Annotated in this window: 14 protein-coding genes, 1 tRNA gene, 1 pseudogene and 1 CRISPR repeat array; of the genes and pseudogenes, 8 read left to right on the forward strand and 8 right to left on the reverse strand. The window is 69.0% G+C overall.

Annotation, left to right across the window (positions count from 1 at the left end; translation table 11 throughout):
* Positions 1-368: 368 nt before the first annotated feature.
* Positions 369-791 (reverse strand): fibronectin type III domain-containing protein, encoded by a 423-nt coding sequence (locus KIF24_RS09395; RefSeq protein WP_230415416.1) that lies wholly within the window; start codon positions 789-791, stop codon positions 369-371.
* Between the two features lie 17 nt (positions 792-808).
* Complete coding sequence (locus KIF24_RS09400) at positions 809-2,311, reverse strand: tetratricopeptide repeat protein (RefSeq protein WP_221087269.1); 1,503 nt, start codon at positions 2,309-2,311, stop codon at positions 809-811.
* Positions 2,312-2,524: 213 nt separating this feature from the next.
* Between KIF24_RS09400 and KIF24_RS09405 the strand changes: the two genes are divergently transcribed.
* The 6 genes and pseudogenes from KIF24_RS09405 to KIF24_RS35300 all read left to right on the forward strand — a co-directional run bounded on the left by KIF24_RS09405 (position 2,525) and on the right by KIF24_RS35300 (position 9,846).
* Positions 2,525-2,608, forward strand: a tRNA-Leu gene (locus tag KIF24_RS09405).
* Positions 2,609-2,721: 113 nt separating this feature from the next.
* Positions 2,722-3,201, forward strand: a complete 480-nt coding sequence (locus KIF24_RS32415; protein ID WP_230415418.1) for a hypothetical protein — start codon at positions 2,722-2,724, stop codon at positions 3,199-3,201.
* On the forward strand, positions 3,198-4,211 hold the full coding sequence (locus KIF24_RS09415) for a tyrosine-type recombinase/integrase (protein WP_331461053.1): 1,014 nt from the start codon (positions 3,198-3,200) through the stop codon (positions 4,209-4,211). Before KIF24_RS32415 ends, KIF24_RS09415 begins: the two co-directional genes overlap by 4 nt.
* A 37-nt stretch (positions 4,212-4,248) precedes the next feature.
* Positions 4,249-4,908: pseudogene (locus KIF24_RS32420) on the forward strand (IS701 family transposase); the annotation flags it as partial.
* Positions 4,909-5,273: 365 nt separating this feature from the next.
* Positions 5,274-6,949: direct repeats of the CRISPR family, unit length 29 nt; unit sequence CGGAGCACCCCCACGTGCGTGGGGAGGAC.
* Between the two features lie 110 nt (positions 6,950-7,059).
* The gene (cas3, locus tag KIF24_RS09425) at positions 7,060-9,417 is read left to right on the forward strand and encodes a CRISPR-associated helicase Cas3' (protein WP_269440603.1); all 2,358 of its coding nucleotides are present in this window, start codon (positions 7,060-7,062) and stop codon (positions 9,415-9,417) included.
* Positions 9,418-9,846 carry a hypothetical protein gene (locus KIF24_RS35300; RefSeq protein WP_456238344.1) on the forward strand — a complete coding sequence of 143 codons (429 nt, stop codon included), beginning with the start codon at positions 9,418-9,420 and terminating at the stop codon, positions 9,844-9,846. It begins immediately after the preceding gene.
* A gap of 50 nt (positions 9,847-9,896) precedes the next feature.
* Here KIF24_RS35300 and KIF24_RS09430 read toward each other — a convergent pair.
* From KIF24_RS09430 to KIF24_RS09455, 6 genes are all read right to left on the reverse strand, one after another.
* A protein-coding gene (locus tag KIF24_RS09430; protein ID WP_221083689.1) for an IS5 family transposase occupies positions 9,897-10,729 on the reverse strand; the annotation gives its coding sequence in 2 pieces (ribosomal slippage) (positions 9,897-10,385 and positions 10,388-10,729; 831 coding nt in all).
* Positions 10,730-10,826: 97 nt separating this feature from the next.
* On the reverse strand, positions 10,827-11,078 hold the full coding sequence (locus KIF24_RS09435) for a phosphopantetheine-binding protein (protein ID WP_221083690.1): 252 nt from the start codon (positions 11,076-11,078) through the stop codon (positions 10,827-10,829).
* Positions 11,075-12,160 carry an AMP-binding protein gene (locus KIF24_RS09440; protein ID WP_230415419.1) on the reverse strand — a complete coding sequence of 362 codons (1,086 nt, stop codon included), beginning with the start codon at positions 12,158-12,160 and terminating at the stop codon, positions 11,075-11,077. Before KIF24_RS09440 ends, KIF24_RS09435 begins: the two co-directional genes overlap by 4 nt.
* A gap of 111 nt (positions 12,161-12,271) precedes the next feature.
* Positions 12,272-14,428: a hypothetical protein gene (locus KIF24_RS09445; RefSeq protein ID WP_221083692.1), complete on the reverse strand. Its 2,157-nt coding sequence runs from the start codon at positions 14,426-14,428 to the stop codon at positions 12,272-12,274.
* Complete coding sequence (locus KIF24_RS09450; RefSeq protein WP_221083693.1) at positions 14,425-15,057, reverse strand: toll/interleukin-1 receptor domain-containing protein; 633 nt, start codon at positions 15,055-15,057, stop codon at positions 14,425-14,427. The genes KIF24_RS09445 and KIF24_RS09450 overlap by 4 nt, the downstream gene beginning before the upstream one ends.
* A 233-nt stretch (positions 15,058-15,290) precedes the next feature.
* Complete coding sequence (locus KIF24_RS09455; protein WP_221083694.1) at positions 15,291-15,680, reverse strand: hypothetical protein; 390 nt, start codon at positions 15,678-15,680, stop codon at positions 15,291-15,293.
* Positions 15,681-15,731: 51 nt separating this feature from the next.
* On the opposite strand from KIF24_RS09455, the gene KIF24_RS34970 reads away from it, so the two are divergent.
* Positions 15,732-16,289, forward strand: a complete 558-nt coding sequence (locus tag KIF24_RS34970) for a helix-turn-helix domain-containing protein (protein WP_221083695.1) — start codon at positions 15,732-15,734, stop codon at positions 16,287-16,289.
* Positions 16,247-16,999: a hypothetical protein gene (locus KIF24_RS09465; RefSeq protein WP_221083696.1), complete on the forward strand. Its 753-nt coding sequence runs from the start codon at positions 16,247-16,249 to the stop codon at positions 16,997-16,999. Before KIF24_RS34970 ends, KIF24_RS09465 begins: the two co-directional genes overlap by 43 nt.
* Positions 17,000-17,102: the final 103 nt, after the last annotated feature.

Below are 17,102 nucleotides of genomic sequence, written 5' to 3' on the forward strand. Positions count from 1 at the left end.
GGGCGGTGCGGGTCGGAACGGCCTCGTCGATGCTAGCCACAGCCGGCTGCCTCCCGTGTCGTCTCGGCAGGTGGCGCCCCCGTACGGCGACCCCTCCCCTGAGCCGGGAGCCATCATATGGTCACGCTGCGGACCCCGGGAACCCACACCGTCCGCCTCCGGACACCCAGCGTGGCGTGTCGTCGGCGTGTCCCACCACGACCGTCCGCCCAGGACCGGCCGGCCACCTCCGGCGCGAGCCATCGCACGGCACCCCGACACCGCCGATCCGCACCCCCGACCCGGCCCGGCCGAAACAGAATCGGTCCCTGGTCGCCGGGCATGGCGACCAGGCGCCGACCACACCAGGTCGAGCGGACACGGGCCGTTCAGTTCGGGGTGGTCGGCTCCCGCGAGGTACACACCTGGCCGGAGGTGGCGAACCGGTCGGTGTCGTACACGGCCAGCACCGCGAAGCAGTAGTCCACCCGGGAATTCAATCCGTTCACCGTATGGCTGGTCCTGCCCGGGTCCACCGTGGCCATCATGCCCAACGGCTGTCCGACCCGCCCACCGGCCACCACGAACGGAACGACCCCGTCCGACGGGTCGGTCCAGGTCAACGTGATCGTGTTCGTGTCGTCGCGCATCGCCAGGTCGCCCGGTGGCGGACCGGCCTGCGCCGGTGACGGCCGCGGGGCGGGCGCGGCCCGCCGGTCGAGGACCAACACAGCCACCCCGACCACCGCGGCGAGGGCGACCACCACCGCGACGACCGCCACCACCACCGCCGTCCGGTTCCGACCCGGCACAGGCTCCACCGCCGGTATCACCAGCGGACCCTGGTACGGCGCAGCGACCGTCGGCCGAGGCGCCGCCCCGGAAGCTGCGCTGCCGGCTCGCCCCAGGCCGGCGGCGCGGCGTGCGGAGAATACGGCGGTGCTGCGGCGCCAACAGGGTAGGCACGGGCCGGCTCGCGCCTCCCGCCGTCCGGACCGTGCGGGGTGGCCCCGCTACCCAGGCCAGCCCCGCTGTTCAGGCCCGTCCCGCTGTTCAGGCCCGTCCCGCTGTTCAGGCCCGTCCCGCTGTTCAGGCCCGCCGGGGGCGGGCCACTGACCGGCGCGTACGGGACAGGTCCGCTGACGTCTGCGACCATGGGTGGCCCGCTCGTTGGTGCCTGGCCGGGCGGGCCGCTGCCGGGTTGTTGACCGCCAGTGGATCCTGGCTGGGGCAGCGGTGCGGTCAACTCGTGCAGACCCGCCGTCGGGCCCGTTGATGTGAAGTGATCCGCAACGGCGGGCGCTGGGGTGTGGTGTGCCGGAAGACGCGGCGGCGAGGGACGATCCGGCGGCGCGCTGACGGGCTGCGTGGTCCCGGGTGGTGCGCTGACGGGCTGCGTGGTTCCGGGTGGTGCGCTGACCGGCCAGGCTGACGTCGGTGGTGCGCTGACGGGTGGTGCGCTCACCGGGGATGCCGTGTCGGGGGTCGGATCTGGAAGGCGCGGCGGGCTGCCGGCGCGGGCCGCTGCCGCCTCCTGCGCCAGGAGCGGATCGATCTGCTGGACCCGGACCGTCGGGCGGGCCCACCCCGGGTGCCCAGGCGACCCGGCGACCGACCCCGATCCATCGGCCGACGGCGCAGGCGGAAGCCCGCCGGTCTGGTCCTCCTGGCCCTGCCGCCGGTGAACCGACCCGGTCGCGTCAGCGCCCGAAGCCGGCGGCACCGACGGCGTCGGATAGCGCGAGGTGGCTGGGGCGGGCACCCCCGCAGCCGACGCATCATGCGGCTTCCAGACGGTGGAAAGCGCGGCCAGCGACACCGTGGGCTCGTCCAACGCACCCCGCGCCGACCGGCTCACCGACTCAGGCCGGCGAGCAGGAGAGGCCGAGGACCGCGGGACGGGTGCGGCGTCACCGAGATACTCCCGCGCCACGCGTACGGCCGGATGGTCGGCGCCGAGCACGGCGGGGCCGGCGGCGGCCACGCGCGTGTAGTTGCGACGCGCCTCGTGGCGGTTGCCCAACTCGTCCGCGACGGACCCCAGCTCGAAAGACAACGCGAGCATCAACGGGTCCCCGTGCGGCCACCGGCGCTCCCCGGCGGCGAAAGCCTCCTCCAGCACCCGGCGGGCCGCGCTCGGTTCGTCCGCCTCGCGGTGCAGCCGAGCCAGCAGATGCGCGGTGCTGAGCACGTCCGGATGATCCTTGCCGAACGGCGGCGGAGCGGACTCGACCGCGTCGGTCAGCAGGTCACGGGCGTCGTCGAGGCTACCCGCCCCGCGCAGCGCGAGGGCCCGCTGCTGGGCGACAGCCAGGGGAGAGGCGTGGGGCACGTGGCCCATGCTGCCGCCTAGGGCCGCTCCGACGCCACCCGGCTCACGGCCCCATCGGTGGGCCAATCCGGGCCGTCAGGCAGACCCGAACGGCACCGAACGGCGATGTGCATGATCCACCTGCGGCGTGTACAGTAACTCCCCGTGCAGCCCAGCGGGCGGCCTGTGGGGTGGTGAACCACCGAGGCCGGCCGGGTAGGCTGGGCGAAGCAGGTCCGGGTGGCGGAATGGCAGACGCGCTAGCTTGAGGTGCTAGTGCCCGTATAGGGCGTGGGGGTTCAAGTCCCCCCTCGGACACAAAAACGCGGCGTTTGCGCCCAATCTTACGTCCTGGTGGTCAAGCATGCTTGACCACCAGAATCTCGTCTTGTCGATGGCCCCAGCCTGGTTGGTTCCGGGTGGTGGTGGCCGTGGTTGACACCTCGTTGGGTCTGGTCATCCCGCCGGTGGTCCTGTCCGACCCGGGGCAGGTAGCCGAGCGTCCGACAGGCGGCGCTCTGCGTCGTGGACCGTTGCCGTTGTCGTCACTGCCGGAGCGGCTTGCGAGTGCCTGCGTGTGCGGGGTTGCCGCGCTGGAGGGCAGCGGCCGGCTGCGGGACCGGGCTGTGGTCCGTGCCCTCGGCTGGGGGCCGGGTACCCGGTTGGACATTCGGGAGCGCGGCGGGGTCATCGTCGTCCGTGCTGACGCCCAGGGCGTGTTCCGGCTGACGGGCCAGGGGTACCTGCGGCTGCCTGCGTCGGTCCGTCACTGGTGCGGACTCACTCCGGGTGATCGTCTTCTGCTGGTCGCGGACACCGCGCTCGGCGTGTTGGTGGTGTATTCGGTGGCGGTGTTGGACGAGTTCGTCGCCCAGAGCTGTGCCGCGGTGCTGGGTGGCGGTGTGTCGTGAGTGGTGCGAGTCAGGCGGAGTTGGACGCGGCGCGGTTGTTGCTGGCGCGGATGGGGATTTCGGCGGCGGACCTGGTGGAGGCGCCGACGTCCCGTCCTGTCGCGCCGACGTTCGCGGAGTATGTGCCGGTGGTGTCGGCGGCGGTCAGCGCCGGGACGCGGCGGGCTTATGGTTCGTACTGGAAGCGGGTGGTGCAGCAGTGGGGTCAGCGTCGGCTTGACGAGCCGACGCCCTCGGAGATCGAGCAGCTCGGTGAGTATGTGAAGGCGCATGTGGTGGCGCGGCGGAACGCTCGGGGTGGGCGTAGTGCGGTGGAGCATCTGGTCGCGGCGTTGCGGTGTCTGTACAAGCGGGCGGTGGCGGACGGGTTTGTCGCGGCGGCGGATGATCCGGCGGCGAAGGTGGCCAAGCCGCGTCGCCTGCCGAGTACTCGGCGGGCGGTGGCGGACAGCCGGTTGGCGGAGATCAACGAGGTCGCGGCGAGTACCGGGGATGATCCGGTGTTGGACAGTCTGCTGTTGCGGTTGCATACGGAGACGGCGTGTCGGCGGGGTGGGGCGTTGGCGTTGCGGCCGGTGGATCTGGATCCGGAGCAGTGTCTGATCCTGTTGCGGGAGAAGGGTGACTCGGTGCGGTGGCAGCCGGTGTCGCCGACGTTGATGCGGCATCTGCGACGGCATGCGGCGGAGCGGCATGTCCCGGCGGTCGGGCAGTTGTTGCGGTATCGCGACGGGCGGCCGATCACCCGGCGGCGTTATGATCATCTGTGGGTGCGTGTCGGGGCGCATCTGCCGTGGGTGTATGTGCAGCAGATCAGCACGCACTGGCTGCGGCACACCACGTTGACGTGGGTCGAGCGGAACTTCGGCTACGCGGTGGCCCGCGAGTACGCCGGACACGCCGACAGTGGCAGCAGCGCCGGCACGACCGCGACGTACGTGCGGGCCACGTTGCAGGAGGTCGCGGGGGCGTTGGCGGCATTGACCAGCGAGCCGCACCCGCTCGCGTAGCCGATGTCCGCCAGGTGTCCGTTGGTCGGCGGCGACCCGGTCCAACTGCCGTCTAATGCCGTTCGCGACCAAGCCGCAGCAGGCGCGGGCGATGCTGGAGAGGGCGATCGAGGCGGGGACGCCGTTCTCCTGGTTCACCGCCGATGAGGCATACGGGCAGAACCCGGGTCTGCGTGGCTGGCTGGAGGAGCAGGACATCCCGTATGTGATGGCCACCGCTGTGACGACGCGGTGACATCCGGGCTGTTCACCACCACCCGGGTTGACGAGGCCATCGCGAGGGTGCCGGCGGGGACGTGGACCAGGCTGTCGTGCGGTGACGGCGCGCACGGCCCACGTCGGTACGACTGGGCGCGGGTGCCGATTCGGCGGGATTTCCCGCACGGCCGCCGCGGCGGGGTCCTCGCGCGGCGCAGCATCAGCGATCCCACCGACATCGCCTACTACGTGTGTTTCGGCCCGCGCGGCACCCGGCTGCGGGAACTGGTCTGCGTCGCCGGGTCCCGGTGGGCGATCGAAGAGTCCTTTCCAGACCGCCAAGAACGAGGTCGGTCTCGACCAGTACCAGGTCCGCAGCTATGACGCCTGGTACGCCCACATCACTCTGGCCATGACCGCCGCCTTCCTGGCCGCCACCCGCGCCACACAAGCCGAGAAGGGGGTGCCGATCCCGGCGCAGACACGCTCATCCCACTGAGCAGCAACGAGATCCGCCGCCTCTTCACGAAACTCGTCCTAAAGGATGCACCGCCGCCGACCACGTGCTGCACTGGTCGGACTGGCGCCGCTACCGGCAAGCTCAGGCGAAAGCCAGCCACTACCACAAACGACTCGAAGCGCCCCAAAGTAACGAACCGCCGTAGCAGTACTAGCCAGCGCGGCCGGGGCACCCCCACGTGCGTGGGGAGGACGAGATCTGGGGACTGCAGCTGGAACACGTCGACGGAGGCCCCACGTGCGTGGGGAGGACGCGGCGGGCTCGCTGGCCGGCAGCGCGCCAGGCGGAGCACCCCACGTACGCGGGGAGGACTTCGAGAGTTGCGCGCGTCCCTGCTCGTAGACCGGAGCACCCCCACGTGCGTGGGGAGGACCCACCTCCGTAGACCTTCCCGAAGCCGACCGCCGGAGCACCCCCACGTGCGTGGGGAGGACGATGGGCTGGTATCTGAACCGAGCCCCCACCAAGGAGCACCCCCACGTGCGTGGGGAGGACGGCGCCGTGTACAGCTTGATCGCCGCATCGGCCGGAGCACCCCCACCTGCGTGGGGAGGACTCGGGGAAGTCGACAACGAAGTGCTTGCACGTCGGAGCACCCCCACGTGCGTGGGGAGGACCCGCCTCGTGTGGTCCGGCCGTTGGCGCCGATCGGAGCACCCCCACGTGCGTGGGGAGGACGCGACGAGGCCGCCCGGCCGCCCGCATCGTCACGGAGCACCCCCACGTGCGTGGGGAGGACGTGGGCGGGCGGCGGCTCCTCCCACACGACCGCGGAGCACCCCCACGTGCGTGGGGAGGACACCTGGGCGGCCGTCGTGCAGCTGTCCCACCTGGGAGCACCCCCACGTGCGTGGGGAGGACTTCCACTCCGTGGTGCGCGAACGGCTGCGTGAAGGAGCACCCCCACGTGCGTGGGGAGGACCGCACCACCCGAGGCGGCGTGTCCGCCACCACCGGAGCACCCCCACGTGCGTGGGGAGGACCGCATCAAGCCCTGCGCCACCTGCGGGAAGCCCGGAGCACCCCCACGTGCGTGGGGAGGACGTCGACGCCACGACGTGGGTGGGCGGCTACGACGGAGCACCCCCACGTGCGTGGGGAGGACCCGAACGTCGGCAGCGTGTTCAACGCCGACACCGGAGCACCCCCACGTGCGTGGGGAGGACTCCCGGTGCTGGTCCGGCGTCATAGCTCTCTCCGGAGCACCCCCACGTGCGTGGGGAGGACGGGTGGTGGTCAGTTCGTCGCCCAGAACGGAACGGAGCACCCCCACGTGCGTGGGGAGGACACCGTGGTGCTGGAGTCCGACGAGGACGACGACGGAGCACCCCCACGTGCGTGGGGAGGACACCGTGGTGCTGGAGTCCGACGAGGACGACGACGGAGCACCCCCACGTGCGTGGGGAGGACGTTGACCAGCAGCAACTCGGCGAGCCGGTGCTTGGAGCACCCCCACGTGCGTGGGGAGGACGGCGGCGTCAACCTCCAGACGTTCGAGACCGACGGAGCACCCCCACGTGCGTGGGGAGGACTCGCCGGACTCGGTCTTGCTCTGGCAGTGAATCGGAGCACCCCCACGTGCGTGGGGAGGACGCAGTACGCCGACCACACTGACCCCGCCGAGGCGGAGCACCCCCACGTGCGTGGGGAGGACACCACGCGGCCCGGCGTCGTAGTGGGCGGCAGCGGAGCACCCCCACGTGCGTGGGGAGGACAGAGTAGTCCCCACACCACCCTCCGCGACATTCGGAGCACCCCCACGTGCGTGGGGAGGACCCGGCCCCTCCGAGTCCTCCGGCGATGACAGCCGGAGCACCCCCACGTGCGTGGGGAGGACGGCAGCACCTGCGCGAACGACCCGGAGTACTGCGGAGCACCCCCACGTGCGTGGGGAGGACCCACTTGGTGGGCCGGCCGACATACACCGCGCCGGAGCACCCCCACGTGCGTGGGGAGGACTCCCGCTCTCGCTCATGTCTGCGCTGCGCTCCCGGAGCACCCCCACGTGCGTGGGGAGGACCACTTCGCGACCTGCGGTTTTACCGGGGCTCGGTGCGGTTTTTCGTCAGTCGGCCGAGAGTGTCATACGGCTGTGGTTGCATGCGGCTGCCGTTGTGAGCGTGGGTGTGGTTGGAGGGCATCGCGGTGGGCGCCGATCAGGAAAGGGTCGATTCCAGGATTTGGGGCAAGTCTAAGGGTCTTTCGACGCCGTACCCGCTGCTCTGGCATCTGATCGACACCGCTGCTGTGGCTGGTGTGCTGTGGGATCGTTACCTTGCTCCGAACCAGCGCAGGATCGTTGTCGAAGGGCTGGCCACCGATGCGGGCCACGCCAGGTCATTGGTCATGTTCTGGGCTGGGTTGCACGACGTGGGTAAGGCGACGCCGGGCTTCCAGCAGCAAAACGAGCGTGCGTTCGCTGGTCTGCGCCGTGATGGTTCGTATGAGGGCTGTGTCGGTGACGGCTCGTTACGGCATGACACCGCTGGTCAGCTGGCCCTGCCGGATCTTCTTGGTGCTCTCGGGTATTCGCAGCTGGGGCGGCGGGTCAGCGGTCGCGTGGCGTATCGCGTGGCTCAGATCGTCGGTGGTCACCATGGGCGCTTCCAACAGACCAGTGGCCCGCACGGCGGTCGTCTCCAACTGGGAGAGGGACGTTGGGGTGAGCAGCGGTCGGCTCTGGTGCGGGTGGTGCACGGTGCGGTGGGTTCGCCGCAGCCCCCTGCAGCGGTGGACGCGGCGGCCAGTGTCCTGATCACGGGGTTGGTGATCTTGGCGGACTGGTTGGCCAGTCAGGAGCACTTTCTGGTTCAACAGATGTCGCTGTCAGGGGTACCGACGTCTATGACGGTGGCGTCCGGCGCAGCGCGTCTCGCTGCCTTGGCCGGGCCAGCCGCGACTCTGCTCGACGAGGCTGGGCTGGGTGCGCCGTCGTATCGTGCCTTCGGCTTCGAGGACTTGTTTCCGCATCGTCCGAACGCTTTGCAGCTGTCGATCATCGATGAGTTGCTGCCGGTGGTGGAGGGTCCGGGGCTGCTGGTGGTGACGGCGGCGACGGGGGACGGTAAGACCGAGGCTGCGCTGGTGGCGGCTCGCCGGTTGGCCGAGGTGTGTGGGGCGAGCGGTTTCTTCTTCGCCTTGCCGACGATGGCGACCTCGGATGAGATGTATCGCCGGGTGCGGGACTTCGCCGTCAGGCTTGCCGATGGTCCGGCGGCGGTGACGTTGCTGCACAGTATGTCGTGGTTGAACGCCGAGTACGGAGCACGGGCGGTTGCCGAGGTTGGTGAGTCGGGTGCGGTGGTGTCCGACGATCCCGGACGCGATGTGGTGGCGCCGGAGTGGTTGCGCGGTCGTAAGCGCGGCCTGTTGGCTCCGATGGCGGTGGGCACCGTCGACCAGGCCCTGCTTGCCGTGTTGACCACCAAGCACAACGCGTTGCGTCTGCTCGGCTTGTCCGGCAAGGTGTTCATCCTCGATGAGGCGCACGCCTACGACGAGTACATGACCGCCCTGTTGAGGCGGTTGATGAGCTGGCTGGGGCGGTACGGATGCCCCGTCGTACTGCTGTCGGCGACGTTGCCGTCGTCGCAGGCGGCGGCTCTCATGCGGGCGTACGAAGAAGGTGCCGGCGCGGTGCTGGCGCGGATGTCCGTACCGTATCCGGGTTGGACGTTCGTGCCCGCCACGAAGGGTCATGCGGTCACGATCTCGCCAGCGGCCCGGGAGCGGGTCGCGGCCGGCCGGACGATGACCTTTCAGCTCGACGTACGCCCGGTCCGTCACCTCACGGGAGTGGTGACCGAACCGATTGATCGCCGTGCTGTTCTCAAGCAGGTGTTGGCGCCGGTGGCGCAGGGCGGTGGTTGTGCCGCCGTGGTCTGCAACACGGTCAACGACGCCCAGCAGACCTATCGCCTGATCCGTTCGTGGGCGCCCACCGGCGTCGACGTGTTGCTGCTGCATTCCCGCTTCCCGGCACGCCGGCGGGAGGAGATCACGAAGGGCATCACCGGCAGGCTGGGCAGGGACGGAGACCGGTCGGTTCCGGTGATTGTGGTCGCTACCCAGGTGATCGAGCAGTCGCTCGATCTGGATTTTGATCTGCTGGTGACCGACCTGGCGCCGATGGCTCAGCTGCTGCAGCGGGCGGGCCGGTGTCAGCGTCACCGCCGCAATCGACCGTTGTGGGCGGAGCAGCCGCGGGTGGTGGTGCTCGACCCGCGGGACCCGTCCGGTGACGAGCATGTCCGGCCCGTCGTCTGGGGTGACGTGTACGCACGGTATCTGCTGCGGGCCACGCACCTGCGCCTGGCGGGAATCGACAGCATCGCCGTCCCGCAGTCCGTGCAGGAGCACGTGGAGGCGGTGTACGTTCCCGCGACGATAGACGACCCGGTGCTCAGCGCGGAGTACGACGAGTACTGGGCCGGGACATCGGTTGATCGTGGCGTCGCCGAGCTGGGTGCCGTGCCCGATCCGGCCTAGGTGGCCGACCTGGGGGTGCTCAGTCACAACGACACCCCCGAGTGGAAAGCCTCCACGCGCTTGGGCGCCGACTCCGACCGGCTGCTCTGCTGCTATCTCGACGGGGACGGCCAGCAGTGGCTCGATCCGGACCGGCGCATCCCGCTGCCGCAGCGTGGCTCCAGGCATGGCGGCCGGTTCAGCAACGACGACGTACGGGCGATCCTCCGGGAAACGATCCCCGTGCGGGCGGACCTGCTCAAGGGATACGAACCTGCCATGAGCCTGCCGGCGAGCTGGGGCGACAACGGCTGGCTTAAGGAGCTGCGGCCACTGTGGTTTCCGATCGAGGCGACCGGACCGATGCCAGCTGCCTGGGGCCGTCGTATGGCCCGCCTCGACCACGAACTCGGCCTCGAGGTTCTCTCGACCGAGGAAGCCAGGTCATAAAGGCTGATGGTGAAGACCCCGCACATCCGATGGATCGCTAAGACCGCATCTCATTTGGGGTTGTTGCTGTTCAACAGGTTGAGCCGGTTGGCTCGCCGGTAACAGATCAGAGCGCAGGCCAGGCGCAGGAATCCGGTGTCGTGGGAGGCCTTGCGTTCGTAGCGGCGGGCTAGCCGACGGAACCGGGTGACCCGCTCCAGGCAGCGTTCAACAACGTAGCGATGCCGGCCGAGGCGTGTCGATGACTCGACGTCCTTACGTGCGATCCGGGCGGTGATACCGCGCCGGGCCGGGATCTTGCGGCAGGAAAGGTAGTCGTACCCCTTGTCACCATGCAGTTTCCCGGGACGTTTGCGGGGCCGACCGACCGGCTGACACACCGGCCGGACACCATCGATGACATCTGCCAGAACGATGTGATCGTTGACGTTGGCCGCGGACACCTCCACGGTCAGCGGCAACCCGCCACGGTCACTCATGGCGTGGATCTTGGAGCCGGGCTTGCCCCGGTCTACCGGGCTCGGCCCGGTCAGATTCCCCCTTTGACCGCCCGCACATGCATCGCGTCCACACTCGCCCGGCACCAGTCGATCTGCCCGGCCGCGCCCAGCACGTCCAACATCGCTTGGTGCAACGCCTCCATCACTCCCACGACCACCCACTCGGTGAACCGGCGATGCGCCGTCGCCCGGGATATCGGAAACGACTCTGGTAGCCCGTCCCATGCACAACCGGTCCCCAGGACGTACACGATCGCCGCGAGAGCGACCCGATCGTCGACACGCCGCCCACCACCGCCCTGATGCCGTTTCGGATGCTCCGGCAACAGCGGCTCCGCGAGACGCCACAACGACTCCGGGCAGTACTTCTCAACGTCACTCACACCCGTACAACGGATGATGTTGCATCACAACACGCCCAAATGAGATGCGGTCTTAGCTGCGTGCATCACTTCGAGCTGTGGAAGAAGACCGGCTGAGTCAGTCGGCCGCCAGTCGTGCCGCGACGAACCGCTCGATCGTGTTTACCGAGCGAAAGTCGGCCAGATCGAGAGCGTCCTCGGCCAGTGGGACGGACCATCGGTCACCCAGCCAGGCCACCACGACGTAGACGCCCAGGCTGTCCAGGATTCCGGTTGCCACCAGGTCTTCGTCGAAGGAGAGTTCGGTGGCCGGCACGCCGGGCAAGAACTCGGCCAGCAGGAAGGCGCGGATCTCGTCGTGTCGGCTCACGGCGTCGCTCCGAGATGGACGCTGGCGGTGGCGATCCGGTCCGGCTTGCCGCTGCCGGTGCGTGGCAGAGGTGTAGTGACCAGGTGGAACCTGCTCGGGACCGAGGTACGGGCGAGCTGGCCAGCGCAGTGCCGCCGCAGCGCCATCTCACCGGCCCGGGTGCCGTCGGCGATGCGTACCACGGCGTGCAGGCGCTTGCCCGCCACCGGGTCGTCGAGGGCGACGACCACCGCCTCGGCTACCCCCGGACACTCCAGCAGGACCCGCTCCACCGCCTGCAGGTTCACCTGGACGCCCCGCACCTTGACGTGGAAGTCGATCCGGCCCTGCAGATGCAGCGCGCCGTCGGCGCAGCGCCGGACCACGTCGCCGGTGCGGAAGAACGGCTCGTGGGGAACGCCGGCCAACGGGACCGCGAACCGCTCGGAGGTACGCGCGGCGTCCAGGTAGCCGCTGGTCTGGAAGGGGGTACGCACCCACAGCTCACCGGATCCAGGGCCGTCGACGGGCCTTCCGTCGTCGTCGGCCAGCAGCCATTCGACGCCGGGCACCGGTTCGCCCAGTGGCACCGGATCCGGTGCCGGCCGGCCGGGAGGTATCTGGTACACGAAGGCATCGTTGATCTCGGTACAGCCGTACACGCTGCTGATCGCGGCCTCCGGCAGGAGACGGGGCAGTTCGGCGAGGAGCCGGGCCGGTGCCGCATCGCCGCTGTAGAGCGTGTGCCGCACCGACGGCAGCGGCGACCGCGGCCCGGCGGCGACGAGGAGCTGGTAGAACATCGGCACGGCCTGGACTATCTCGGGCCGTTCCCGGGCGAGCAGGTTAAGCAGCCGCCTTCCGTCGGTGGCGTCGTTCCGGGCGACGGGCACGACACAGCCGCCGCGGTGCAGCGTCGTCCATACGTCGAGCAGGCTGAGGTCGAAGTTGAGCGGCGCGTAGCTGAGCACCCGGGTGCCGGGCCCGATCCCGAAGCGTCCACCCGCCCATTCGGCGAACCGGTGGATCGCACGGCCGGAGACCGGCACCACCTTCGGTACGCCCGCGGACCCCGAGGTCGTCAGCAGGAAGGGGGTACACAACCGTGACGCCGGCCCGTACCGGCGGAGCGGAGAACTGCATCCGGTTGACCGGTTGCTGGGTCAGAATTAGGGACTGAACGGGGTTCGGATCCATCGGTGCCTACTCCAGAGTCAGATGAGGGCGGCAAGCACGGCCTGGGCGGTCTGCGGCGCCTGAGCGCTGCCCGGTTTCGACATCCAGCCGCGGACCATGTGCCGGACGAGCTTCTCGGTGCGCTCGCTGCCGGCGCAGACGCGCGCCAGCATCAGTGCCAACGCCTGGCGCGCCTGCTCATCCGGCTCGACGCGTTCGGCCCAGGAGCCCGCGATGTCCTGCGCGAAGCGGTGAAACATTGCGCCGTTCAGGGTGAAGTTCCACGCTGCTGCCACGGCGTGCGAGAGCCCGCGGTCGGTACGGGCGAGTTGCAATAACAGCGGCCAGCGAACGTGCCCAGTATCCGCCGCCCCGACCAGGTCGGCCGCCAGGGTGAGAAAGGCGATCTCACCGGTGGCGCTCTGCCCCTGATGCTGGCTGCGCATCCATTGCACCGACAGGTCGGTGGCGGGAAACGCATGGCGATGGTCGGCCTCGGTCAGCTCGGCGAGGCTGTAGCTGATCGCGAAGGCGACATCCGCGTACTCGGTGCGCGACAGCCGGTCGAGCTCCCGGAACGCCCGGTCCGGCATGGCGGATCCGAGCGCCGACCCGTATACTCGCGCAGCGGTCGCATTCAGCTGCCACGAATCGCTCGTGATCCACTCGCCGACCAGGGTCAAAGCCTGCTGCTGCAGCTTCCGGGAGCGGCCGGCGGTGCGCAGCGCGAAGGCGGCCATCTCCCGTTTGTTGTCCTTGGAGTCGTTCGCCCACGGGCGCAGCACGATCTTGCTGATGTAGTCGAACGCGGTGGTGGAGATCAGCCCGATCGCGGCGGCCGCCCGCACCCGCACCGCGTCGACCGGATGGTTGGCCAGGTCGCCCAGCCAGCCGAGCAGATCTCTGCGCAGGCCGTCGTACTCACGCCACACCAGCTCGATGACGGCCCGCGGGTACGCCGGATCGAGGTACCGGATGATCTCGGCGGGTACCCTTCCGAATCTGGTGGTGATCTCGGAGCGCACCACCTCGGCCCGGATCTGACGGACACGATGGGTACGCCCGGTGGCGAACGGGTCGACCGCGGCTGCCGCCGGCGCAGGTGTCGAAGCAGTCGGGCGGGTGAGCCGCCGTTCCAATGACTCGGCCGGTTCCACCACGCTCTGGTAAGGCAGCCCGTCGAGCAGCGCGACCGCGATCGCCAGGTACTTCAGCGACGGTGTGGCCAGCCCGTTGAACCAGCTCTCCACCTCACCGGTCACTGACGACTTCATCCGGGACCGGAGCAGACCCAGCTCCAGCTGTCCGCGGGCCATCAACTCCTCGACGTACACCGCGAATTGGGCGGCCCGGTCGCGGGCGGAGTCGGAGGTGACGGCGTCGTCGAAAACGGCGCAGAAATCCGGCTGGCTCAGCAGATTGTCCGCGCGGGTGTCGCCGAGCCGATACCTCAGGTGGCTTTCCATGATCGAGCGGTGGCTCGGCGGTTGTTCAATCGTGATCACGAAGCTCTGCAGGCCGGGATCGGAGAGAGTCAGGTCGGCGGCCATTGTGATAACCAGCTTCGCGCCGAGCGCTCCGAGCTTGGCGTCGAGATCGTTCAGGACCAGGGTAGTGAGCGTGTGCGCCCTAGTGTCGTCGATCTCCTCGATCAGGTAGCCGCCGGCCTTGGTGATCGTCGTAGCCACGTCGCCGATCGGCACGTCCGGCGCGAAGCCGAAGATCTCGGTCTGGTGATTGTCGAGCAGGAGCCGCTGGGCGGTGGCGCTGCGGCCGGCGCCACGCGCCGCCTGCAGGATCACCACGTTGCGGGTCCGGCTGCGACCGAGCAATGCCGCGTACGCGGCATCGGCCACAAAGGCCTCGCGTAACAGCCGAGCCTGCGCGGGGTCAATGCTGTAGAGAACGGTGGATCGACCGCCCGGCGACGTGACGTGGTAGACGTACTGGTTGCCGGACACGCTATTTACCGATGCAGCGCTGCCGAAGAACGTCCCGCCGGAGGCGAACACAACCTCGGCCTCGCGGCGCAAGTTGTTGGTCTCAGCGGCCTGACCGGGCTGTTGCGCGTTGGCCGCGACGTCGGTGCCGGCCTGCCTGACCCCGCGCGGCTTCGTGGCCGGAGCAGGTGACGACGGACCTTGGGTGGGGACGGTGGATGGAACGGGCGGTGCGCCGACCGGGTCGGTGCTCACGGCATACCGCCGTAGACGTTCTTGTCCCCGCTCACGACGTCGGCATTTCCGTGCAGGTCCTTGATGTAGGTGCCGCCGCGCTCGAAATAGACGCCGTCCGACCCGAAGTTGCCCCGCGTCGCCGACGGTGCAGCCTGGTCATGCGCCCCTACCGTCGTGCCCTTGATCGGGCAAACCCATTTCGACAGCTCGTTGACGATCGCGGGCAGGTCGATCTCGGACTCGCGCTGCCGCAGGTGCATGGCTTGCCGGTTGGTCAGGCCGCGCACCGTCACCGGCAGGTCGTCCACCCGGGGAAGCTTCGCACCGTCGAGCAGCACCGGGATGACCCGGATCCCGGCGAGCAGTGCGGCTTCGATCTCCCGGCGCACGTAGTCGTCAGGGTGGTCGATCCGCCGTCGCGAGCTCGCGTCCGTCAGTGCCAACCAGCGCTTGCCGATCAACACAAGCAGCACCCTGCTGCCCATGAGCGCCGACCAGAGTCTTGGCGGGAAGTCGGTGCCCGCTTCGATCGACCGGCTGTCCTTGAATACGTTCTCGTCGCCGAAGACGGTACGCAGATGGTTGTCGAGAAGAGGAGCCGCATAACTGTCGTCGTCCGACCGGTAATTGATGAAAATTTCGGACAAGGAAAGCCGCCTCCGGTAGTATGGAACAGAGCACAACCATGTCACCGGATCAGACAGTGGGCAATCCGTTGCCTGGTGCCAGTAGTTGCCGCTTCGGGCAAGGCGGCAACCCGACCCGTGCCGAAGTCGTGATTCTCGGATGATCGGGGTGCGAAGAATGGCCGGACGGCCACCGGCTGTCATCGCGCGGATCAGGCGTAGGGGGCTGGACCGGCGTGGTAAGGAGGTTCCGGTTACTTGTACAGCAGATAAAGGCCCACGCCGAAAGCCACCAGAAGGGACATGCCATAGAGGATCACCAGGACCGGGCTGCGCAACCCCCGGATAATCTGGCCCGGCGTGGGACGACACACGGTCAGGCTCCAGCCGTCCTGATCGTTACTGGCCGAACGTAGGTAGAGGTCCCTGTATTTGCGCTCGAGGACCAGGTAGTAGGCATCGAGGATCGCAAACGCGACAATGACGTAGAGCGCCAGACCGATAATGATGGGGGTGGCTGCGGTTGCGCCATAGCCGAGCAGAGCGGCGGTCGGGGTCACGCACCACCCCTTGATGGTGGTGGACTGAGCGGCCAGCCGGGACACTACCGCTTGGATCATCTGCAGGTGAGCCTCGCGTGCCATGATTGCATGGTGTCAGGAGCGCACGACAGTGGATAGACAGTAAGGTATGCCATGAACGCCACCGGGGAGTTCGGTCCTGAGCTGCGGCGACGCAGGTCGGAGCAGGGCATTTCGCTACGTGATCTGGCAGTTCAGGTGCATTGCAACGCGGGCTACCTGAGCCGGGTGGAGCGTGGTTTGCGGCAGCCGTCGGCAATCATCGCGCGCATGTGCGATCGAGCGGTCTCGGCCGACGGCGCCCTGTTGGCCCTGATGACGCAGCCCGTGCCGATGGGTGCGGCGCATGCTCGTCCCGAACTGCCGGAGCCACGACCGGCGACGTTCCTGGTGCGATCGTTCGAACGCGTCGCTTCGGGCGCCACAGTGCTCACTGATGATCATCAGAACACTGTGAACGAGGCACGGTCACTCTTTCAGGTACTCCGGGCTCAGGGCCACGTCAGTGCGCCCAGGGCACTGTTGCCGGCGCTGGCGCGCCCAGGGCACTGTTGCCGGCGCTGGCAATTCAGTTCGGCATGCTCCGCGCCGCCGCGGCGCAGGCCGGCGGCGCGGAGTGGGACCGGCTGGTGTTGCTGGCCGCGCACTATGCCGAGTACGCCGGTTGGATGATCCAGGAGTGTGGTGACGACGCCGGCGCGCTCGCCATGACCGAGCTCGCCGCCGCCCTGGCGAAGCAGGCCGGCGATGTGTCGTTTGTGTCATACACGCTCCTAAGACGCGCGGACGTGGCGCTGTACAACGATGACGGTGCGGCCGTGGTCGCCCTGGCCGAGGAGGCCTCGGCCGGGTCGTCGTCGCTCCGCGTCCAGGCTTTGGCCACGCAGCGGGCGGCGCAGGGATGGGCTCTGCTCGGGCGTGCACCGCAGTGCCGGTCGGCCTTGGCCTGGGCGGCCGACGCGACTGCGGCAGCGGACGCCGAGGCGGTGCAGACAGGCATGGACAGCGCTCTCGGGCCAGGCGGCGGCGGGCAGTTAATGGACGTCGTTCGTGGTTGGTGCTATCTGGACCTAGGCGTACCGGAGCAGGCGGTCGAGTCCCTGCAGACCGGGCTGGGCCGCGCGCCCCGATCGGCCCGCCGGGCACAAGCCTTGTACGGCATACGTCTCGCGCTGGCCCACGCCGTCACCGGTGATCTGCGACGGAGCTGCGAGGCGGGGACGGTCGCGCTGGACGAGGCGAGCAGGGTCGACTCGGCATCCGTCCGACACCAGTTGCACACGCTGGCCACCGTGGTGCGGCGTTGGCCGGCCGTTGCGGACATCCGGGACTTCCGAATACGTATCGACCACGAGTTGCGGCCTTCGCCAGTCAATTCGTGAAGCAATGCTGACCGCACGGTCTCGAGTCGAGGATGATTGGCAGCATCACCCGTCGGCCGATCGGCGAGGGTGAGTTCGCTTCGTCTATCAGATAGGCCACGCG

The sequence above is a fragment of the Micromonospora tarapacensis genome, from assembly GCF_019697375.1.
In the GTDB taxonomy this organism is placed as follows: Bacteria; Actinomycetota; Actinomycetes; order Mycobacteriales; family Micromonosporaceae; genus Micromonospora; species Micromonospora tarapacensis.